Source organism: Endozoicomonas sp. ALD068, assembly GCF_049310145.1.
Lineage (GTDB): Bacteria > Pseudomonadota > Gammaproteobacteria > Pseudomonadales > Endozoicomonadaceae > Endozoicomonas_A.
Map to the genome: position 1 here is coordinate 2,469,745 of NZ_JBLYNU010000004.1, position 24,530 is coordinate 2,494,274.

General features: G+C 49.1%; 9 protein-coding genes. All 9 read right to left on the reverse strand.

The window, feature by feature from the left end; genetic code table 11:
* Positions 1 to 112: 112 nt before the first annotated feature.
* On the reverse strand, positions 113 to 661 hold the full coding sequence (locus ACO6V5_RS08655; protein WP_422133442.1) for a type II toxin-antitoxin system RelE/ParE family toxin: 549 nt from the start codon (positions 659 to 661) through the stop codon (positions 113 to 115).
* The gene (locus tag ACO6V5_RS08660; RefSeq protein WP_422413728.1) at positions 649 to 924 is read right to left on the reverse strand and encodes a CopG family ribbon-helix-helix protein; all 276 of its coding nucleotides are present in this window, start codon (positions 922 to 924) and stop codon (positions 649 to 651) included. Before ACO6V5_RS08660 ends, ACO6V5_RS08655 begins: the two co-directional genes overlap by 13 nt.
* 374 nt (positions 925 to 1,298) lie before the next feature.
* Entirely contained in the window at positions 1,299 to 5,075 is a 3,777-nt protein-coding gene (locus ACO6V5_RS08665; RefSeq protein ID WP_422413726.1) for a PEP/pyruvate-binding domain-containing protein, read from the reverse strand.
* A gap of 218 nt (positions 5,076 to 5,293) precedes the next feature.
* Positions 5,294 to 8,866, reverse strand: a complete 3,573-nt coding sequence (locus ACO6V5_RS08670; protein ID WP_422442404.1) for a DUF4116 domain-containing protein — start codon at positions 8,864 to 8,866, stop codon at positions 5,294 to 5,296.
* A gap of 180 nt (positions 8,867 to 9,046) precedes the next feature.
* Entirely contained in the window at positions 9,047 to 12,631 is a 3,585-nt protein-coding gene (locus tag ACO6V5_RS08675; RefSeq protein ID WP_422133438.1) for a PEP/pyruvate-binding domain-containing protein, read from the reverse strand.
* A gap of 93 nt (positions 12,632 to 12,724) precedes the next feature.
* The gene (locus ACO6V5_RS08680) at positions 12,725 to 16,387 is read right to left on the reverse strand and encodes a DUF4116 domain-containing protein (RefSeq protein WP_422442402.1); all 3,663 of its coding nucleotides are present in this window, start codon (positions 16,385 to 16,387) and stop codon (positions 12,725 to 12,727) included.
* Positions 16,388 to 16,670: 283 nt separating this feature from the next.
* Entirely contained in the window at positions 16,671 to 20,366 is a 3,696-nt protein-coding gene (locus ACO6V5_RS08685) for a PEP/pyruvate-binding domain-containing protein (RefSeq protein ID WP_422412862.1), read from the reverse strand.
* Between the two features lie 77 nt (positions 20,367 to 20,443).
* Positions 20,444 to 20,938: a hypothetical protein gene (locus tag ACO6V5_RS08690; RefSeq protein WP_422133435.1), complete on the reverse strand. Its 495-nt coding sequence runs from the start codon at positions 20,936 to 20,938 to the stop codon at positions 20,444 to 20,446.
* A 296-nt stretch (positions 20,939 to 21,234) separates the two neighbouring features.
* Positions 21,235 to 24,468: a PEP/pyruvate-binding domain-containing protein gene (locus ACO6V5_RS08695; protein WP_422412860.1), complete on the reverse strand. Its 3,234-nt coding sequence runs from the start codon at positions 24,466 to 24,468 to the stop codon at positions 21,235 to 21,237.
* Positions 24,469 to 24,530: the final 62 nt, after the last annotated feature.

Here is a 24,530-nt window from a genome sequence, read left to right on the forward strand (position 1 = left end):
CAGGGCCAGAGGGTTAGACCTCATGAATAGGCCGTATATATGATTGCAGTTATCTTTGTTTGCTAATTAACAAAACAGGCTCTTGCAAAACGGGGCGGACCATATAAGGCTCCTAGTGCAGCCAAGCCTTGATATCCATACAGCCCACTCGTTCCGATACTCTGTGGTCGTCATTCCCGCGAAGGCGGGAATCCAGCGCCAACAGCGGGTCTCTGCCTTCACGCGGATGAAAAGGCCAGGGGGGCACCGGGCAGTATGGTTCTGGTGATGAGTCTGTGTGGATTCCCGCCTTCGCGGGAATGACGGGAGTGAGGCCGGAAATGACGGGAGGTGAACCAGGGTTTTGCGACACCCTTTGTTGCGTGGGAACGAGGGGTGTATGGATATCAGAGCTTAGCTGCACTAGTACCGTTGTTAGTTCGCCATCAGTACGATACAAGGCAACATAATCACTGCTACCAAAGTCAATCAGCCACTCCCTAAACTCAGGCTCCATGCCATCAACAGGCCGACCAACTTCAGGTTGATGGGCTAAAATTTTCACATTAGAACGGATTGTTTTGATAGCACGGCTGGCAGACTTTCCACCTTTGCTTGCCAGAAACCGATGAAGTCGCTGAACATCTCTAAGGGCAGAAGGTGACCATATCAATCGTGACACTTAGGAATCTCCGCATCTTCTCCGGCTTCAAGTTTGGCCAGCCATGCATCTGCCTCTTCAAGCGTCAGGTGCATGCCATTTTCCTGATAGGCTTCCCAAGCATCGAGAGCATCCTGCTTGAAGGCTTCTTTCTTTTCCTCACAAGCCACATAGTGACGAATTGCCTCACACATAATCCAGTGGGCTGATCGGTGTCTGGCTTCAGCCAAGTGCTGAACCCTCCTTTTCAAGTCTTCATCAAGTTTAACTGAGGTGGTGGCCATCCTCTTCTCCTTTGGTATTAAAAGGTGTTACCTATTAACACTGCACCACTACAACAGAAAGTAAAGAAAACCCTCGTTTTATTTACTTTTGTACTGGGTGACCAGAGTGAGCCTTTAAGTACCTGGCCAGTTGGTTTCGCATATTCTGGCGAGTGGATTTTTTCATCCTTCAAGGCGCAACGACGGGCGTGTAGCCATAGCCAGGCAACCAGAGTTGGAACGCAGAAAGATGGAAAAAGCCGCCGTCCAGAATATACGAAACCAACTGGTTAGGTACTTACCTTTGATTTGACAAGAGAATTTTTATAAAGTTTCGCCATTCGCTGCAAGCACAGAGCTTAATCAGGATAAAAAAATGGAGCATTCCGAACTTCTTACTTGCGTATGTATTTAAGAACTTCGCAATTTCTTTGGACTGCTGCATCAATAAAGTCCTCATCTTCTTGAAGTCTGTAGGCAGCATATTCGAAAGCCAGAGGATATTCCTGAATTAAGTCCAGCATATACTCGCGATCATGAAATACCGCTCTGTGGGCATGTCTTAAGTGAGTGATATCATCAGCTATCAAGATTTTAATCATGTTTTTATCGCTTCGAATTCTTGGACTTGCGTACTTAAAAGCGCCTGGATACTGTGCGATAGCAGCAATGACAACCTCATCATCATCCTGAAGTCCCGAGCTGGCATATTCCAGCAGACCGCCATCTCCAGTGACTGCGGCCAGGACGACCTCTTTATCAGCTTTCAGTTCTTCACTCAAATACTTCAGGTTATGCGGATGTGCTGCAGTGATGGCTAATACCAGATGTTTATCTTTTTGAGCCCGTTGGCTGGCATATTCGAGCCCATACTTCAGAAAGAAACTCTTGACCTTTTCTCTGTCTTCCGGAAGCGACTGACCTGATGGAACATCAAACTCCAGGCTATAACTGCAGGCTGATGGTTTTACAATATAGTATTGGTCTCTCAAATCGGGATAAACAGCCTCAACCAATGGCATAGCGTTTTGGGCATCTATCAATAACAGATGATGTAAAAGCTCCCTGCGGGTGTCCTCACTGATCTCATTACTCATTAACACTTCCCGAAAATGGTTCTCCGACTTTCTCCACCACTCTTCTAACCGTTGAACATAATCAATAAATTGTTGGTGTTGTTTACTTAATAACTGGCAACAATCGGGAGTCATCGTGGAATAGTCATAAATCGTTGAGAAAAGACAATGTTGAAAGGCAAATCTATCAGCTTCTGTGGCTGAGTCTCTATCAAGACGTTGCGCAAGCAAATCAAAATTCCACTGATCTCCTTCAAAAAGGCTGCAGTCCTCTAAATAAATATCCATATCCTGAATAGCATGCAAAGCTGTCATCAGTTTTTCAAAGGCATCCTGCATGGTTTGACGTGATGTCATTCGGGTGTATTCGACAATAATTTCTCCCGCTACGGCGTTGCTACTGAGCTTCATACCGGCAGCATTTTTATCCAGTTCGATCGTTTTCAGTAATTGCACCAGAAACCACATGCGTTTCAATTTGCCGGGTTTGTCAGTGCCATCAATGGCATCAAACTCGTCAGAAAATTTCAGCCGCAAGGTTCGTCCTTTAACTCCCTCTGCGTTTTCAAGTAGCTCGATAAGCGCCAGGTGATGTCCTAACTTAAGGTTCACAATCAAGGCATCATCCATACTGATGACCGTTGCCGGACGGGCTAATTTTTTGAGGAATGCCTTGCAGGAGGGACTCAATAGCGGAGGACTTTCACCCGAGCTAACCGGAGTCGTGCAATCAACATAAGCGACTTCTTCCTCCTTGAACAATCTGCCCTGACCCGAGGCCAGAGTGACCGGTGCCAGCGCCTCTAAAAAGCGCTTATGCAGGGCAAAAATCAGCTCATGGACACTGCGCACCTGCTCAGCCTCTGAAGGGTTGAGTGCCTGAAGACAGGATTGTAGCCGGTGGCAGGCGGCCAGCCACTGACGAAACGATATCTTCCCATCTTCACAGTCATCCAGTGGCAGGATGATAGCCTCCAGCTCTGCTCGGATAGTCTGTTTCAACGTCTCGAACCGGTTGATTAATAGCGGTAATTCATCCAGCAATCGCCCGACCTTGGGTGCCCTGCTGTTACGCGCCAGCAGCAAGAAGGCCAGGTAACCCTCCAACAGGGCTTTTGCGCCATAAATCAGCCGATTTACGCATTCCCTGGTCTCTGCCAGTATCTTTGCTCGTTGTGGCGACATACTCAGTTTTACCGGATTTGCCAGACAATCCAGGCCACTGCCCGGGGCGTAGAGCAGCAGCAGTCGGGCATTTTGATCTGTGAGCCACTTAAAGCCACTGGCGACCTGACGAAATGTGCCTTCAGGGGGGGACAAATCATCCTGTGTCGGGATGGTTTGCGGTAAGGTTTCATCGAAAAAAGCACTGGATGGCGTTCTGAAACTGGTCAGTTTTGCGCTATGGTCACCGACAACAATAAAGGCACCGGGCGTCCCTTTAAAACGAGCGCAGGCCAGTGTAACCTGATGGCCGTCCTGAGCGGCTATGGCCGGGTACTGGCCAGCAGCCAGCATCAAAGTTTTTGCTTTCTGTCTCAGGAGGATCGCTACATGATCATTGAATCCTCCTTCATCAAAGACGAGCCCTCCTGCCCGCTTCAGGAACTCAGGCTCAAGCATCCACTCTTGCGCGTGGTGGGCCACGACAATGGCTCCCTCTGGCATCAAGTCTGCCTTTTGTTTTTTGGCTACCCAGAGTGGTCCGGTGCAATAGCCTTCGCTGACAACCTCGCCGATGGCCAGAGTCTCTTCGGGTATCGGCATGGCAAAACTCATGCCACCAGAGAGTCGGGTAACAGGGCGCACCTGCAACAGGAACAGGCGCCCCTTATGATCGATGGCAAACTCCATATCCACAGGACAGAGCAAGAGGTTTTCGAGCTTTGTCACCATCTCCCTGAGTGCTGAAACCCTGTCATCACTGAGTTGCTGACTGAAGTCGTCTGATTGAGTATCCGCATCATGAATTCTTATTTCTGAATAGCCGTTATTATTCGTGTTTTTGCGCAGGATGAAGCGACTTGAAATCGTTCCGGGAAAATAGTGAGCGCTGTCAACGCTTTCTTTGCGAGAAATATCGATGCGATGGGGCCTGTTACCGGACTGTCCTGTCACAACGCCTCTGGGCTGACCCGGTGTGTATTCGACCCTGAGGGTATCATCCTGAAAGGATTGAAAGCTCATGACGACCCCGCCATATTGGCAGTCAATGCACTGTTGGAGGATCAGCGCCATGGGGGGTGGTATAACTCCGGGACAGACTTCTGGCCGGTAACCTGAGGCCATAACCTCAAGGCAGGTTCGCACAACATCCTCTTCTCCCTGAACTTTCGAGAGGTATTTGCCCGCCTGGGCATCGCCGTAATTATCTTCGCTGATGCCAGAGCTGCGAACCATCACCGGCTGTGTCCATGGTCCGTCCAGCTGAGCACGCAGTTCCCCGATGTATCGGGCCGCTTCAGAATCTTTCACCTGTTCGTAAAAGTCATTACTGGCAATAAATTTCGCCAGACCCGCCAGCCCGATATCCCTTTTCACTTGTTCTGAAGATGGCAGGGCATTGAGGTATTTCCGGATGTTAATCAGGCTGGTCTGAGCCTTCTGTTGATGAACAATCCCCGGGAGACAGCGAGCAAGTTGATGGCTATCCAGAGGATATTGTTCAAGCGCATTCATGATTTGAGCAGTAACACACTTGAAGGGTGGAACAGGCAGACCTGCTGCCTTCATGCGCTGCAAAAACATTCCCTTGCCCCCAAGCAGTGCCCGGTTGGGGCGAGACTGGTCAGCAGCCTGATTGAGTGGAACTGAAGTCTGTATACGACAGACACGATTGGCCAGTAGTGTCTGGCAGGGAATGGGACTGGCAACCAGATAACTGAAATATCTTTTGGCTAAAAGGTTAGCCCTGTTAACTGAACTGAGAGCCCCGGTAATCCGATTTGGAATGGTTGTCGGGATTTGCTGATTTGAACGATCAGAATTGGCATGTAACTGAGACATCCCTCTGATGTTTATGTTCAACCTCCGGGCTTGCATCTGCCAGCCCGTTGCCATACCGAGTGACCGCAGCCATGACGACGTACTTATCATTCTCTGGTTTTCCACTAATACCAATCGAACTTTCTAATTCCCTATTGCGCACTTCATTAACAGACAACATCTAGATTTCCCTCTCCCCCCTTTGACAATGGCGTTTTTATAAAGTTCACACGTCAGCTTCAAGCACGCAGTAGAAAAAGCAACAACAGGCTGGCAACAGTGTTGGCACTGGTCAGCGTTGTCTGAATCAATCAGACCCTGTTTGCAGATTATCTGAGGTATTTACGAAGTTCGGGGTTTCTTTGTTTTGCGGCATTGATAAATTTTTTATCATCTTTAAGCTTTACAGCAGCATAATGGAAAGCCTGAGGATTTTTTGCAATTAAGTCGAGCATGCACTCGCGATCACTCAAAACCTTTTCGCTGGCAAATGATAAGGGATAAGTACTCTCAGCAATGGCCATTCGAATAATGTTTTTATCGTTTCGGAGTCTTTCACTGGCATAATTCAGAGCTAAGGGATTTTTTTCGACAGCGGCCATAACAATATCGCTGTCATCCCTCAGCTCCACACTCAAATATTGCAGTTGTTTGGGATGTTTTGAAATGGCGGGTAATACAAAGTCTCTATCATTGCGAACCCGTTGGCTGGCATATTCCAAACCATGCTTCAGCACGGCATTCCTGACCTTTTCTTTATGATCCCCGGACAGTGGCTGAGGTGACGCATAAAATTCCAATCTGTAACCGTAAGATGGCTTGATAACAAAGTATTGATCTCCCAGGTCATACAGTTGTTCAACCAATCGGGTAGCGCTTTTGGGATCGAATAATAAAAAATGATGTAAGAGTTCCTTGCGGATATCCTCACTCATCTCATCACTCATTAAGATTTCCCGCAGACTCTCTTTCGGTTTGTTCTTAAGCAACAACGACCACTGACACGCGCCCAACCGGCGGGCATGATGAGCAACCTCTTGCTGGTGTTTGCTTAACAGCCAGCAGAAAGCGGCAGTCGAGTTTTGACCACCCGCAATCCGATAAAACATGACAAAAAGGCAATGTTGAAAGGCAAATCTATCCGCTCCTGTGGCAACATCACGTTCAAGGCGTTGTGCAAGCAGGTTAAAGTCCCACTGACTTCCTTCAAAAATGGGACTGCACTTCAAATGCAGATCCAGATCAGACATAGCAGGTAAGACAGTGATCAGTTTTTCAAAGGCATCCTGCATAGCTGGACGTGTTGTCATTCGGGAACATTCGACGATAATTTCACCCGCTACGGCGTTATAACTTAGCTTCATGTTATCAGGATTATCAGCCAGTTTGATCTCTCTCAGTAATTGCGCGAGAAACCACATACGCATTAACTTGCCGGATTTACCTGCGTAATCAGTGCTAACAAACTGGTCAGAAAATGTCAGCCGCAAGGTGCGTCCTTTCCCTCCCTCTGCGCGTTCAAGCAGTTCGATAAGGCTCACATGGCTGCCAAGATCCAGGTTAACAATCAAGGCTTCATCCATACTGATAAGAGTCCCTGAAAGCCCTGACTCTTCCATGAATGCTCTGCTGGACTGCCTCAACAGCGGCGCCTCTTCACCCTGGGTCGTGCAATCAACGTAGGTGATTTTCCTTTTTATGGACAGACTGTCCTGACCCCAGGCCAGAGTGACTGGTGCCAGCGCTTTCACGAAACGCTGATGCAGGGCAAAAATCAGCTCATGGACACTCCGGACCTGCTCAGCCTCCTCAGGGTTAAGTGTTTGAAGACAGGATTGTAGCCGACAACAGTCTGCTACCCACTGACGAAACATTACCGGGGATAGCTTCCCTTTTTCAGTGGCTTGCATGGGAAGAATAATACGCTTTAACCCGGATAGAATGGTTTTTTTCAACATTGCGAACCGGTCGTTCAATTGCGGTACTTCTTGTCGCAATGACCTGACCCTGTGTGAACACCTCTTACCAGCCAGTTGCAAGAATGTCCCATACCCATCCAGCAGAGCTTGAGCCCCATCAACCAGCCGATTTACACTGTCGCAGGTCTCTGCCAGTCGCTTTGATCGTTGTGGCGACATACTCAGTTTTACCGGATTTGCCAGACAGTCCAGCCCGCCGCCGGAGGCAAAAAATGCCAACAGCCGGGCATTTTGATCCGTGAGCCATTGAAAACCGCTGGCGACCGTATGGAATGTGTCGTCTGAGGGGGACAAATCATCCCGTGACGGGACGGCTTTTACTGGCGGCAGATCAGACAGGCTTCCATGACTCACCAGTTCCCCGGTAATGTCACCGGCGACAATAAAGGCTCCGGACTTTCCGTTAAAGTGGGCACAGGCCAGCGTCACCTGTTGGCCAGGCTTAGCGGCCACTGCCGCGAACTGACTAGCGGCCAGCATCAGGGCTTTTCGTTTCTGTTTCATGGCGATCGCTACATGATCATTGAACCCTCCTGTGGCAGTGACAAAGCCTCCTGCCCGCTTCAGGAACCCGGGCTCAAGCATCCAGTCTTCAGCGTGTCGGGCCACCACTATGGCTCCGTCTGGCATAGAGTCTGCCGCTGCTTCTTCAGCCAGCCAGAGCGGTCCGGTGCAATAGCCTTCGCTGACACCCTCGCCGATGGCCAGGGTCTCTTCGGGTATGGGCATGGCGAAATCCAGGCCGCCAGAGAGTCGGGTGACAGGACGCACCTGCAACAGGAACAGACGACCCTGATAGTTTATGGCAAACTCCACATCCACCGGACAGAGCAACAGCTTTTCCAGCTTTGTCACCATCACCCTGAGGTCTGCAACCATGTCATCAGTGAGTTGTTGTTCAACGTCGTTTGATTGGGCATCGGCATCATCCATTCTTATTTCCGAATAGCCGTTATTGTCTTTACGCAGGATGTAATGACTTGAGATGGTCCCGGGAAAGTATTGATAGCTGTCGGCGCCTTCCTTGCGAAAAATATCAATACGATGGGGCCTGTTACCGGACTGCCCGGCCACTATCCCTCTGGGCTGCCCCCGTGTGAACTCAACCCTGACGGTATCATCATCAAAGGATTGAAAACTCATGGCGACTCCGCCGTGCAGGCAGTCAATACACTCCTGGATAATCAGCGCCATGGGTTGCGGTATGCCTTCGGAACAGACTTCAGGCCGGTAAGCTGAGGCCATAACCTTTAGACAGGTTCGCAAAATATCCTCATCTCCCTGAACTTCCGAAAGGTATTTGCCCGCCTGGGCGTCGCCGTAGTTATCTTCATTGATGCCGGAACTGCGGACAATAAGCGGCCCTGATGTTGATAGTCCGTGATCCCTGATGTGTTGGGCCGCTTCAGAATCTCTAACCTGCTCATAAAAATCATCACTGGCAATAAAGTTCGCCAGACCTGCCAGCCAGCTGTCTCTTCTGGCTTGCTCTGAAGGCAGCAACGCATTGAGGCGTTCCCTGATCTTCGCCAGACTGATCTTTGCCTCCGGTTCATTGCCGATCCCGGGGAAATAGGGTTCCAGACGCTGGCTATCCAGAGGGTATTGTTCCAGCGCATTGGTGACCTGAGTTGTCACACACTGAAACGGTGGCACAGACAAACCGGCTGCTTTCATGCGCTGCAAAAACATTCCCTTGCCACCAAGCAGTTCCCGGTTGGCAACAGAACAATGAGTAGCCTGATCTGCAACAGGTGAGCTGCATTTGCGCCTGGCTAGTGACCTAGTGTCGGGAACGCCAGCGGGTTCAGGATCACCAAGATACTTTTTGGCTGAACGATCAGCCTCAGTCTTATGATTGGGGACAATTGACAGACTTTGAAAATCTGATCTGCCAATGGTTGCAGGTGGTAAAGGTAACATAAAGGTATCCCTCTCACGTTAATATTCATCCATGAATCAACGACTGGTCGTTACCCTTACGTTTGACAATAATGTTTTTATAAAGTTCCCCCGTCAGCTTCAGGCACACAGTAGAAAAATAACAACAACGGGGTTGGCACTGGTCAACATTATCTGAATCGATCAGACCTTGTTCGCAGATTATCTGAGGAATTCATGAACTTCAGGGTTTCTTTGTTTTGCTGCATTGATGAAAGCTTTATTACCTTTAAGCTCGGAAGCAGCATAATTGAAAGCCTGAGGATTTATTTCAATTAATTCGAGCATACACTCGCGATCCTTCAAAATCTTTTCACTGGCCAATGATAAGCTGGAAATACTCTTAGCAATGGCCACTCGAATAACCTTTATATCCCCTCGGGCTCTCTCACCTGCATGAACCAGAAGTGTGGAAGACGTTTCGATAGCGGCCTTGACGACATCGCTATCATTTCTCAGCTCCTCACTCAAATCTCGCAGTTGTGAGGGATCTTTTGTAATGGCGGATAATACAAAATATTTATCATTTCGAACCCGTTGACTGGCATATTCCAATCCATGCTTCAGCACGGCATTCCTGATCTTTTCTTTATGATCCTCAAGTGGCTGGCCCGGTGGTACATAAAACTCCAATTTGTAATTGCAAGATGGATTGATAACAAAGCATTGATATCCGATGTCATACACTTCCTCAATCAATCTAATAGTACTTATAGGATTAAATAATATAGAATGGTGCAAGAGTTCCCTGCGGGTCTGTTCACTCATCTCATCACTCATCAAGATTTCCCGCGCAGTTTCTTCAGGTTTTTCCCGACTTTTCAATGACAAAAAATAAACACATAAGCGATGAGCATAATAAATAAACTGTTGATGGTATCTGCTTAATAACTCACAGCAAGGAGCAATATGGGGCCACTCTCTTTTATTCTGAAAAGACATTAAGAAAAGGCAACGTTGAAAGGCGAATCTATCCGCTTCTGTCGCAATATCACGATTAAGGCGCTGGGCAAGCAAGTCAAAGTCCCACTGGCCTCCTTCAAAAATGGGTCCGTAATTCAAACGAATATCCAAATTACTCAAAGCACATAACACAATCATCAGTTTTTTAAAGGCAGCCTGCATGGTTTGAGTTGATTTCATTCGGGGGCATTCGACGGTCATTATACCCGCAACAGCGTTGCAACTCAGCTTCATGCTATCAGCATTTTCATCCAGTTTGATCTCTCTCAATAATTGCGCCAGAAACCACATGCGCCGGAACTTGCCGGATATATCAAAATCATCAGATCTATCAAATTGATCAGAAAATGTCAGTCGCAAGGTTCGTTTTTTACCTCCCTCTGCGTGTTCAAGCAGCTCGACAAGGCTCATATGAGTGCCAAGCTTCAGGTTAACAATCAGAGCATCATCCATACTGACGACAGTCCCTGAGCGCCTTGATCCTTCAATGAATATTTTGTCGGACGGCTTCAATAACGGCGCCCCTGCGCCCGGACTCGTGCAATCAACATAGGTGATGTCGTTGATCGTAGATATCTCACCCTGACCCGAAGCCAGAGTGACCGGTGCCAGCGCTTTTACGAAACGCTGATGCAAGGCAAAAATCAGCTCATGAACACTTCGCACCTGCTCAGCGCTTTCAGGGTTGAGCGCTTGAAGACAGGATTGTAGCTGATGACAGTCTGCCAGCCACTGACGAAAGCTTACCGGGGATACCTTCTCTTCTTCGGCAGCTTGCATGGGAAGAGTGATACGCTCTAACCCGGATTCAATGGTCTGTTTCAACATCTCGAACCGGTTGCTCAGCAGCGGTAATTCTTGCCGCAATGACTCGACTCTGTCTGAACTTTGCTTAACAGCCAGTTGCAGGAATGCCCCGTACCCATCCAGCAGCGCTTGAGCCCCATGAACCAGTCGATTTACGCTGTCCAAGGTCTCTGCCAATAGCTTTGATCGTTGTGGTGACATGCTCAGTTTTACCGGGTTTGCCAGACAATCCAGCCCGCCGCCGGTGGCAAAAAATGCCAACAGGCGGGCATTTTGATCCGTGAGCCATTGAAATCCGCTGGCGACCTGACGGAGTGCGCCTTCTGAGAGGGACAATTCATCCCATGCAGGGATGGCTTTTGCTGAAGGCTCATCAGAAACAGCAGAGGATAGAATGCCGTGACTCAACAGTTTCCCGGTCATGTCACCGGCAACAATAAAGGCACCGGGCTTACCGTTAAAGCGGGCACAGGCCAGCGTCGCCTGTTGGCCAACCTGAGCGGCCACGGACTCAAACTGGTCACCGGCCAGCATCAGGGTTTTTCGTTGCTGTTTCATCAGGATCGCGACATGATCATTGAATCCGCCTGTGGCAGTAACAAAGCCTCCTGCCCGCTTCAGGAACCCGGGCTCAAGCATCCAGTCTTTAGCGTGTCGGGCCACGACAATGGCTCCCTCTGGCATAGAGTCTGCCGCTGATTCTTCAGCCAGCCAGAGTGGTCCCGTGCAATAGCCTTCGCTGACCCCCTCGCCAATGGCCAGGGTCTCTTCGGGTATGGGCATGGCGAAATCCAGGCCACCAGAGAGTCGGGTGACAGGACGCACCTGCAACAGGAACAGACGACCCTGATAGTTTATGGCAAACTCCACATCCACCGGACAGAGCAACAACTTTTCCAGCTTTGTCAGCATCACCCTGAGGTCTGCAACCATGTCATCAGTGAGTTGTTGTTCAACGTCGTTTGATTGGGCATCGGCATCATCCATTCTTATTTCCGAATAGCCGTTATTGTCTTTACGCAGGATGTAATGACTTGAGATGGTCCCGGGAAAGTATTGATAGCTGTCGGCGCCTTCCTTGCGAAAAATATCAATACGATGGGGCCTGTTACCGGACTGCCCGGCCACTATCCCTCTGGGCTGCCCCCGTGTGAACTCAACCCTGACGGTATCATCATCAAAGGATTGAAAACTCATGGCGACTCCGCCGTGCAGGCAGTCAATACACTCCTGGATAATCAGCGCCATGGGTTGCGGTATGCCTTCGGAACAGACTTCAGGCCGGTAAGCTGAGGCCATAACCTTTAGACAGGTTCGCAAAATATCCTCATCTCCCTGAACTTCCGAAAGGTATTTGCCCGCCTGGGCGTCGCCGTAGTTATCTTCATTGATGCCGGAACTGCGGACAATAAGCGGCCCTGATGTTGATAGTCCGTGATCCCTGATGTGTTGGGCCGCTTCAGAATCTCTAACCTGCTCATAAAAGTCATCACTGGCAATAAAGTTCGCCAGACCTGCCAGCCAGCTGTCTCTTCTGGCTTGCTCTGAAGGCAGCATCGCATTGAGGCATTCCCTGATGTTTGCCAGACTGATCTCCGCCTCCGGTTCATCGCCGATCCCGGGGAAATAGGGTTCCAGACGCTGGCTATCCAGAGGGTATTGTTCCAGCGCATTGGTGACCTGAGTTGTCACACACTGAAACGGTGGCACAGACAAACCGGCTGCTTTCATACGCTGCAAAAACATTCCCTTGCCCCCAACTAGTGCCCGGTTGGCAGGGGAACAATGATCAGCCTGATCTTGAACAGGAGAACAGCATTTGCGCTTGGCTAGTGACCTTGTGTCGGGAACGCCAGTGGCTTCAGGATCACCAAAATACCTTTTGGCTGAACGATCAGCCTCAGCCTTATGATTGGGGTCAATTGCCAGACTTTGAAAATCTGATCTGCCAATGGTTGCAGGTGGTAAAGGTAACATAAAGGTATCCCTCTCACGTTAATAATCACCCATGAATCAACGACTGGTCATTACCTTTACATTTGACAATAATATTTTTATAAAGTTCATAATTCAGGCTAAAAAATACCTGACGTATTTATCAACTTCGGGGTTTCCAAGCCTTGCTGAATCGATAAAAACCTGATCATTTTTAAGCCTGTAAGCCGCATGTTTGAAAGCTCCAGGATACTCTGCAATTAAGTCAAGCATATACTCGCGATCATTTAACAAGGTTTTACTGACATATCGCAAGTGACAAACGCCTTGTTTAATTACACTACTAATAATGCTTTTATCTCTTCGAATTCTTTCACTGGCATACTCCAGAGCATCTGGACTCTGTTTGATAGCGGCCTTGACAACGTCATCATCATCCTGAAGTTTCGAGCTGGCGTCGATCAGACAACAGCCTCTCTGAGTAACTGCGGCTATGACAACCTGTTTATCATTCCTCAGTTCCTGACTTGCATATTTCAGGTTAGATGGATGCCCTGTAACAGCTTCTAATACAAGCTCTTTATCACTTCGAATCCGTTGACTGACATATTCCAGTCCATCTTTCACCAGGGCTTTCTTCACCGTTCCTTTGATATCCGAAAGCGACTGAGACGGTGGAACATCAAATGTCAGCGTGTAATCCCGTGATGGTTTGATAATAAAGTATTGATCTCTCAAATGCGGATAAAAGTACTCAATCAGCCCTATAGAGTAATGGCGATTTGACAATAAAAAATGATGTAAGAGCTCCCTGCGGATATCCTCACTAATCTCAACACTCATTAAAATTTCCCTTAGACTATCCTCCGGTTTTTTCTTGGAATTTACTAACGCCAGACACTCCCCTAACTGCTCAGCATAATAAACAAACTGTTGAAGGTGGTTGCTTAGTAACTGGCAGCATTCGGGAACAAGACGGCATAAACGCAGATAATACATTGTGAAAAGACAATATTGAAAGGTGAATCTATCGGTTTCTGTCATAGCATCGGAATTAAGGCGTTGTGCAAGCAAGTTAAAATCCCAATGATTTTCTGCAAATGTCTTTCTGTCAGTAAAGAAAATATCAAGCTCAGACATATCACTTAACACAATCATCAGTTTTTCAAAGGCATCCTGCATGGCTTTGCATGATGTTATGCCGGAGTATTCGACGATAATTTCACCCGCCACGGCGTTACAACCCAGCTTCATGCTAACAGCCTCCTTACCCAGCTTGATCGTTTTCAGTAGCTGCACTAAAAACCACATACGTTTTAACTTACCGTGTTCATCACTGCCATCAGGGCTCCGAAACTGGTCAGAAAATTTCAGCCTCAAGGTTCGTCCTTTACCTCCCTCTGCGTTTTCAAGCAGCTCGACAAGGCTCATATGACTGCCAAGCTTCAGGTTAACAATCAAGGCAGTATCCATACTGATGACAGTCCCCAAGAGCCCTGATTCTTCAATGGATACTTTGTCGGACGGTCTCAATAACGGCGTCTTTGCGCCCGGTGTCGTGCAATCAACATAAGTGATGCCATTTGCCGTAGATACCTCACCCTGATCCGAAGCCAGAGTGACCGGTGCCAGTGCCTCCACAAAACGCTGATGCAAGGCAAAAATCAGCCCATGAACACTTCTCACCTGCTCAGCGCTTTTCGGGTTGAGTGCTTGAAGACAGGATTGTAGCTGATGACAGTCTGCCAGCCACTGACGAAAGCTTACCGGGGATACCTTCTCTTTTTCAGCGGCTTGCATGAGAGGAGTGATACGCTCTAACCCGGATTCAATGGTCTGTTTCAGCATCTCGAACCGGTTGCTCAGCTGCGGTAACTCTTGCCGCAATGACTCGACTCTGTCAGAACTTTGCTTAACAGCCAGTTGCAGGAATGCCTCGTACCCATCCAGCAGCGCCTGAGCCCCATGAACCAGTCGATTTACGCTGTCCAAGGTCTCTGCCAGTCGCTTTGATCGTTGTGGCGACATACTCAGTTTTACCGGATTTGCCAGACAGTCCAGCCCGCCGCCGGTGGCAAAAAATGCCAACAGCCGGGCATTTTGATCCGTGAGCCATTGAAAACCGCTGGCGACCGTATGGAATGTGTCGTCTGAGGGGGACAAATCATCCCGTGACGGGACGGCTTTTACTGGCGGCAGATCAGACAGGCTTCCATGACTCACCAGTTCCCCGGTAATGTCACCGGCAACAATAAAGGCTCCGGACTTTCCGTTAAAGTGGGCACAGGCCAGCGTCACCTGTTGGCCAGGCTTAGCGGCCACTGCCGCGAACTGACTAGCGGCCAGCATCAGGGCTTTTCGTTTCTGTTTCATGGCGATCGCTACATGATCATTGAACCCTCCTGTGGCAGTGACAAAGCCTCCTGCCCGCTTCAGGAACCCGGGCTCAAGCATCCAGTCTTCAGCGTGTCGGGCCACCACTATGGCTCCGTCTGGCATAGAGTCTGCCGCTGCTTCTTCAGCCAGCCAGAGCGGTCCGGTGCAATAGCCTTCGCTGACACCCTCGCCGATGGCCAGGGTCTCTTCGGGTATGGGCATGGCGAAATCCAGGCCGCCAGAGAGTCGGGTGACAGGACGCACCTGCAACAGAAACAGGCGACCTTGATGGTCTATGGCAAACTCCACATCCACGGGGCAGAGCAAAAGTTTTTCCAGCTCTGTCACCATCTGCCTGAGGTCTGAAACCATGTCATCAGTGAGTTGTTGCTCAACGTCGTTTGATTGGGCATCGGCATCATCAATTCTTGTTTCTGAATAGCCGTTATTGTTCTTTTGCAGGATAAAGTGACTCGAGATCGTCCCGGGAAAGAATTGAAAGCGGTCAGTTTCTTCTTTGCTATCCCCGCGATAAATATCGATGCGGTGGGGCCTGTTACCAGACTGCCCTGCCACTACGCCTCTGGGCTGCCCCATTGTGTACTCAACCCTGACGGTACCATCGTTAAAGGATTGAAAGCTCATGGCAACCCCGCCGTATTGGCAGTCAATGCACTGTTGGATGACCAGTGCCATGGGGGAGGGTATGCCTTCGGAACAGACTTCAGGTCGGTAAGCTGAAGCCATAACCCTGAGGCAGGTACGCAAAACATCCTCATCTCCCTGAACGTCCGAGAGGTATTTGCCCGCCTGGGCATCGCCGAAGTTATCTTCATTAATGCCGGAACTGCGGACAATAACCGGCTGTGATGTGCAGGTTCCATCCAGCTGACGACGCAGATCCCTGATTTTTTGAGCTGCTTCAGAATTTTTAACCTGTTCGTAACAGTCATCACTGGCAATAAATTCCGCCAGACCCGCCAACCATTTATCTCTGTTGGTTTGCTCTGAGGGTGGCAAGGTATTGAGGTATTCCCTGATCTTCGTCAGGCTGGTCTCTGCCTGCTGTCCATGGTCAATCCCGGGAAGATAGCGTGATAAACGACGGCCATCCAGAGAATATCGTTCAAGAGCACCCATGACCCTGGTTGTCACACATTGGAATGGCGGAACAGATAAACCGGTTTTGTTCATGCGCCACAAAAACATCCCCTTGCCTCCAAGTTGCTCCCGGAGTGTGTCAGCCTGGCCTGAAACAGACAAACCACAGAGACGCCGGGATAAAGGAGTTTGAATGGATCGAATGCCAAAGGACTGAGGGTCACTGAAATACTTTTCGGGTGAACTATCAGCTCGGTTATTCTGATTGGGAATCCTTCTCAGGATTGGAGGCTTTGATGTACCAAAATCAGCATTTAACATTATGACATCTCTCTTATGTTAATGTTTCTCTGTTGTTTATTAAGTACTCAGCCACACGGAATCGAATATTTCTGGCTTATTGGGCAGGTGCTCTGCAAGGCGCAACGACGGGAGCATAGCAAGCTATGTGACCAGAGTTGCAACGCAGTCAGAGTGCCTGAACAATAAGTCAGAAAATATGATTTCGTATGGTTGAGTACTTAGCTGACCCCGGAGTTTTTTATGATCTTACGACCAATAAGTTAGCAACGCAGCTTGCACTGGCCATTGCTGTCAGAACAGATCAGACACTATCTAAAAAATATCTGATGTATTTATCAACTTTGGGGTTTCTAAGCATTACTGAATCGATAAAATTCTGATCACTTTTAAGCCCGGAAGCCACATATTGGAATGCTTCAGGATACTCTGCAATTAAGTCAAGCATATACTCGCGATCATTTAACAAAGTTTCACTGGCATCTTGCAAGTAAAAAACGCCATGTTTAATCACACTATTAATAATGCTTTTATCCCTTCGGATTCTTTCACTGGCAAACTCCAGAGCACCTGGATTCTGTTTGATAGCGGCTTTGATAACGTCATCATCATCCTGAAGTTTCGAGTTGACGTCAAACAGGAGACAGCCTCTCCGGGTGACTGCGGCTATGGCAACTTGTTTATCACCCCTCAGCTCCTTACCTGCATATTTCACGTCCGATGGATGCCCAGCCAGGGCTTCTAATACAAGCTCTTTATCACTTCGAATCCCTTGGCTGACATATTCCAGCCCACCCTTCACCAAGGCTTCCTTCAGCGTTCCTTTGATATCCAACAGCGACTGAGACGGTGGAACATCAAAGGTCAGCGTGTAATCGCGTGATGGTTTGATAATAAAGTATTGACCTCTCAAATCAGGATAAAAATACTCAATCAGTCCTATAGAGTAATGGCGTTCTGATAATAAAAAATGATGCAAGAGTTCCCTGCGGATATCCTCACTAATCTCAACACTCATTAAAATTTCCCTCAGACTGTCCTCCGGTTTTTTCTCGGAATAGACCAACGCGCAACACTTCCCCAACTGCTCAGCATAATAAACAAACTGTTGAAGGTGGTTGCTTAACAACTGGCAGCATTCGGGATTAATACGGCAAAAATCCCTCAGATAATACATTGTAAAAAGACAATATTGAAAAGTGAATCTGTCGGCTTCTGTCATAACTTCGGGATTAAGGCTTTGCGCTAGCAAGCTAAAGTCCCAATGATCTTCTGCAAATGTTTGCCTATCCCTGAAGAAAAAATCAAGCTCAGCCATACCATTTAACACAATCATCAGTTTTTCAAAGGCATCCTGCATGGCTTTACGTGATTTCATACCGGAGTATTCGACGATAATTTCACCCGCCACGGCGTTACAACCCAGCTTCATGCTATCAGCCTTTTCACCCAGGTTGATCACTTTCAGTAGCTGCACTAAAAACCACATACGCTTTAACTTACCATGCTCACCACTGCCATCAGGGCTCCGAAACCGGTCAGAAAATTTCAGCCGCAAGGTTCGTCCCTTACCCCCCTCTGTGTGTTCAAGCAGCTCGACAAGGCTCATATGACTTCCAAGCTTCAGGTTAACAATCAAGGCATCATCCATACTGACGACAGTTCCTGAAAGCTCTAAACCTTCTATGTACGCTTTGCCGGATGGTCTCAATAGCGGTGCCTCTGCACCCGGTGTCGTGCAATCGACAAAGATGATGTCATCTACCGTAGATACCTCACCCTGACCCGAAGCCAGAGTGACCGGTGCCAATGCCTCCACAAAACGCTGATGCAGGGCAAAAATCAGCTCATGGACACTTCGCACCTGCTCAGCCTTTCCAGGGTTAAGTGCTTGAAGACAGGATTGTAGCTGATGACAGTCTGCCACCCACTGACGAAAGGTTACGGGGGATACCTTCTCTCCTTCGGCAGCTTGCATGGGAAGAGTGATACGCTCTAACCCGAATTGAATGGTCCGTTTCAACCTCTCGAACCGGTTGCTCAGCTGCGGTAATTCATTCCGCAATGACTCGACGCGGTCTGAACTTCTCTCAACAGCCAGTTGCAGGAATGCCTTGTACCCATCCAGCAGTGCTTTAGCCCCATAAACCAGTCGATTTATGCTGTCACAGGTCTCTGCCAGTCGCTTTGATCGTTGTGGCGACATGCTCAGTTTTACCGGGTTTGCCAGACAATCCAGTCCGCCGCCGGAGGCAAAAAATGCCAACAGGCGGGCATTTTGATCCGTGAGCCATTGAAATCCGCTGGCGACCTGACGGAGTGCGCCTTCTGAGAGGGACAAATCATCCCATGAAGGGATGGCTTTTGCTGAAGGTTCATCAGAAGCAGCAGAGGATAGAATGCCGTGACTCAACAGTTTCCCGGTCATGTCACCGGCAACAATAAAGGCACCGGGCTTACCTTCAAAGCGGGCACAGGCCAGCGTCGCCTGTTGGCCAACCTGAGCGGCCACGGACTCAAACTGGTCACCGGCCAGCATCAGGGTTTTTCGTTGCTGTTTCATCAGGATCGCTACATGATCATTGCATCCTCCTGTGGCAGTAACAAAGCCTCCTGCCCGCTTCAGGAACCCGTGCTCAAGCATCCAGTCTTGAGCGTGTCGGGCCACGACAATGGCTCCCTCTGGCATAGAGCCTGCCGCTTGTTCTTCAGCCAGCCAGAGTCTTCCGGTGCAATAACCTTCGCTGACACCCTCGCCAATGGCCAGAGTCTCTTCAGGTATGGGGATGGCGAAGTCCAGGCCGCCAGAGAGTCGGGTGACAGGACGCACCTGCAACAGGAACAGGCGACCTTGATGGTCTATGGCAAACTCCACATCCACAGGGCAGAGCAAAAGTTTTTCCAGCTCTGTCACCATCTGCCTGAGGTCTGCAACCATGTCATCAGTGAGTTGTTGCTCAACGTCGTTTGATTGGGCATCGGCATCATCCATTTTTGTTTCCGAATAGCCGTTATTATCTTTGCGCAGGATGTAACGACTCGAGATCGTCCCGGGAAAGAATTGAAAGCTGTTAGTTTCTTCTTTGCTATCCCCGCGATAAATATCGATGCGGTGGGGCCTGTTACCAGACTGCCCTGCCACTACGCCTCTGGGCTGACCCATTGTGTACTCAATCCTGACGGTACCATCCTCAAAGGATTGAAAGCTCATGGCGACCCCGCCGTATTGGCAGTCAATGCACTCTTGGATGACCAGCGCCATGGGGGATGATATGCCTTCGGAACAGACTTCAGGTCGATAAGCTGAAGCCATAACCCTGAGACAGGTACGCAAAACATCCTCATCTCCCTGAACTTCCGAGAGGTATTTACCCGCCTGGGCATCGCCGTAGTTATCTTCATTAATGCCGGAACTGCGGACAATAACGGGCTGCGATTTGGAGGATCGGTCCAACTGTCGGCGCAGCCCCTTGATGTGTTGGGCCGCTTCAGAACCCTTAACCTGTTGGTAATAGTCATCACTGACAATAAATAGCACCAGACCCGCCAGCCAGTCATCCCTTTTGGTTTGCTCTGAAGGCAACAGGGTATTGAGGTATTCCCGGATTTTCTTCAGGCTGGTCTCCGTCGCCGGTTCATAAACAAACCCGGGAAAATAGCGCTCTAAAAGATGGCGATCGAGAGGGTGTTGTTCAAGCGCATGCATCACTTGAGCCGTAACACATTCGAAGTGCGGAACAGACAGACCGGCTTCTTTCATGCGCAACAAAAACATCCCCTTGCCCCCGAGTTGTTCCCGTTTGGAGGGAGAATAGCCAGCAGCCTGATCTGAAGCAGGGGAGCGGCAGGTGCGCCTGGTAAGCGACGTTGGATCGCGAACGCCACTGGGATCAAGATCACTGAAATGCCTTTCAATTGAACTGTTGACCTCAGTATTCTGATTGGGAACGGTTGCCAAGCTTTGAGAATTTGAAATGTCAAATCTAGTTGCAGGTAACATCAAGATATCCCTTTCATGTTATGTATTCATTTCGCACCCTTTGACTGGCACCCGAATCGAAGGCACCAGACTCATCGTTAAAACGGGGGCAGACCAGCGTCAGGGTCCAGCATCAAAATTTTTCCTTTCTCTTTCATGAGGGTCGCTACAGTGTCAGTGATGAGTTCTGCTTTGGCCAGGACAAAGCCCCCTGCCCGTTTCAGGAACTCAGGCTCAAGCATCCAGTCTTCAATGTATGGGGCCGAGACCATGGCACCATCTGGCATAGATTCTGCCTCCCATTCTTTGGCCAACCAGATTGGCCTGGTGCACAAGCCTTCGCTGCCCCCCTCGCCGATGGCCAGGGACGCTTGGGAATGTTTAACCTGTTCGTAATAGTCATCACTGGCAACAGGTGGTGTCAGACCCTGGATATTGCGCTTGGATAGTGGCGTTGCTTCGGGAACACCAGTGGATTTAAGATCGCCGAAATGCCTTTTGTGTGAACTATCAGCCCCGGTATTCTGATCGGGGACAGTAGCCAGACTTTCAGAATCTGATCTGACAATGTTTGCAGGTGGTAAAGTGAACATAAAGACATCCCTCTCAGGTTAATATTCATCCATGACTCAATGGCGAGCCGCTATACCCATCGAACTTTCTAACGCCCTGCTGCACTGAAGATTTGAGCCTTAATCCTGCGTTGGCGATCGTCGCCTTGCCTTAAGGCTCAAATCTCCATGCTCATCACGGGCGTCAGAAAGCACGATTGGCATTACTTTAATTTGACAATCATGTTTTTATAAAGTTCCCCCGACAGCTTCAGGCACGCAGTAGTAAAAACAACAACAGGCTGGCAACAGGGTTTGCACCGGTAGAGTTTGCAAATTCACCGATCAAATAAAAACCAGTATTCTTTTCGCACCCTTTGACTGGCATGTTCGATCTCATGCTTCAGCAAGGCTTTTTCGACTTTTTCTCTATTTTGCCGCCAAAGCGGCTGATCCGGTGAAACAGCAAACCTCAGTTCGTAACCTTGTGATGGTTCGACAACAAAGTATTTACCTCTCAAATGGGGATACACATCCTCAGTCAATTGACTAGCGATGCTGGGCTTATACGTTAAAAGATGATGAAAGAGTTTCCTGCGCGTGTCATCAGCAATCTTGTCATTCATTAAAACTTCCCGAAGCTGGCGCACTGGTTTACAATCGTACTCTGCCAAGCGGCGAGCTTGATCAATAAACTGTTGGTAGGGGTTGGCTAATAATCGGTAGCAATCTTCAGTGATGTAATTTCGTGTACCATGAACCAGTACGAAGAGGCATTGTTGAAAGACGAATCTATCAGTTTCTGTCGTAACATCGCCATTAAGGCGTTGTTCAAGCAAGTTAAAGTTCCACTGATCTCTTTCAAAAATGACTTTTCCATTTAAATATAAATCCAGATTGCTAATGACCTTTAATGTCGTCATCAGTTCTAAAATAATATCCTGCCTGGTTTTAACCAGTGGCATTCGAGCGCATTCGACAATAATTTCTCCCACTACGACATTGCAGCTTAGCTTCATAGCATCAGCATTTTTATCCAGTTCGATTGCTTTCAGTAACCGCGCCAGAAACCACATACGTTTTAACTTCCCAGGTGCATCACTGCCATCAGGGCTATAAAATTTGTCAGAGAATTTTAGCCGAACGGTTCGACCTTTTCCCCCCTCTGCATGCTCGAATAGCTCGATAACAGTCTTATGATCACCAAGATCCAGGGTAACAATAAAGGCATCATCCATACTGACGACAGTCGCTTCAGACTTTAACTCATTGATGGATGCAACGGTCGGGCTCAATAGCGGAGCCTCTTCACCCCAGGTCGTGCAATCAGCATAGGTGATGTCATTTATTTTAGATAGCCTGCCCTGACCCGAGTCCAGAGTAACCTGTCCCAACGCCTTTACGAAGCGCTGATGCAAAGCAAAAATCAGCTCATGGACACTCCGGACCCACTCAGCCTTACCAGGACTGAGTGCCTGAAGACAGGATTGTAGCTGATAACAGTCTGCCACCCACTGATGAAATATTCCCGGGGATAGCTGTCCTTTGTCGGAGGCTTGCATGGGAAGAGTGATACGCTTCAACCCGGATTGAATGGTCTTTTTCAGCTTCTCGAACCGATTGATCAGTTGCGGTACTTCATCCTGCAATGACACGACACTGTGTGAACGTCTCTCTCCAGCCAGTTGCAAGAATACACCGTACCCATCCAGCAGCGCTTCAGCCCCATGAACCAGTAGATTTACGCTGTCACAGGTCTCTGCCAGTCGCTTTGATCTTTGCGGCGACATGCTCAGTTTTACCGGGTTTGCCAGACAATCCAGTCCGCCGCCGGAGGCAAAAAATGCCAACAGTCGGGCATTTTGATCCGTGAGCCATTGAAATCCGCTCGCGACCTGACGGAGTGCGCCTTCTGAGAGGGACAAATCATCCCATGACGGAGCGGCTTTTGTTGAAGGCACATCAGAACCAGCAGAGGATAGACTTTGGTGACTCACCAGTTTCCCGGTCATGTCACCGACAACAATAAAGGCACCGGGCTTACCGTTAAAACGGGCACAGGCCAGCGTCGCCTTTTGGCCAACCTGAGCGACCACGGTCGCAAACTCGCCACCCGCCAGCATCAGGGTTTTTCGTTGCTGTTTCATCAGGATCGCTACATGATCATTGAAGCCTCCAGTGGCCGTGACAAAGCCTCCTGCACGCTTCAGGAACCCGGGCTCAAGCATCCAGTCTTGAGCGTGTCGGGCCACGACAATGGCTCCCTCTGGCATGGAGTCTGCCGCTGATTCTTGAGCCAGCCAGAGTGGTCCGGTGCAGTAGCCTTCGCTGACTCCCTCGCCGATGGCCAGGGTCTCTTCGGGTATGGGCATGGCAAAGTCGAGGCCGCCGGAGAGTCGGGTGACAGGACGCACCTGCAGCAGGAGCAGGCGGCCCTGATGGTCTATGGCAAACTCCACATCCACAGGGCAGAGCAACAGTTTTTCCAGCTTTGTCACCATCTCCCTCAGGTCTGAAATCATGCCATCAGTAAGTTGTTGTTCAACGTCGTTTGATTGGCTATCGCCATCATCAATTCTGGTTTCCGAGTAGCCGTTATTGTCCTTATGCAGGATAAAGTGACTCGAGATCTTCCCGGGAAAGAATTGAAAGCTTTTAGTTTCTTCTTTGCTATCCCCGCGATAAATATCGATGCGGTGGGGCGTGTTGCCGGACTGCCCTGCTACTACGCCTTTGGGCTGACCCTTTGTGTACTCAACCCTGATGGTGCCATCCTCAAAGGATTGAAAGCTCATGGCGACCCCACCGTATTTGCAGTCAATGCATTGTTGGATGACCAGTGGCATGGGGGAGGGTACGCCTTCGGAACAGACTTCAGGCCGGTAAGCTGAAGCCATAATCTTGAGGCAGGTACGCACAATATCCTCTTCTCCCTGAACTTCTGAGCGGTATTTACCCGCCTGGGCATCGCCGTAGTTATCTTCATTGATGCCTGAACTGCGGACAATAACGGGCTTTGATTCGGAGGTTCGGTGCAACTGTCGGCACAGCCCCCTGATGTGTTCGGCCGCTTCAGAATCTTTAACCTGTTGGTAATAGTCATCACTGGCAATAAATTGTTCCAGACCCGCCAGCCAGTGATTCCTTATGGTTTGCTCTGACGGCGGCAAGGCATTGAGGCATTCCCTGATGCTCGTCAGGCTGGGCTCTGCCTTCAATATACAGCAAATCTCAGGGAGATAGGGGTCTAAACGATGGCTATCCAGAGGCTGTTGTTCAAGGGCATTCATGACTTGAGCAGTAACACACTCAAACGCTGGAACAGACAGACCGGCTTTCTTCATGCGCCACAAAAACATTCCCTTGCCCCCAAGTTGCTCCCGGTCGCAGGGAGAACAGTCAGCAGCCGGTGAACGGCAACTGCGTTCAGCCATTGGCGTTGGATCGACAACAACTCCGGGACCAACATTACCGAAATGTCTTTTGGGTGAACTATAAGCCCCGTTAATCTGATTGGAATGAGTTGCCGGGCTTTGAGGATCCGTTTTTTTTAAAAAAGTTGTATCTAACATCAACACACCGCCATTAAATAAATCGATTACTTAACTTTCGACAACGGTTTTTTTATAAAGTT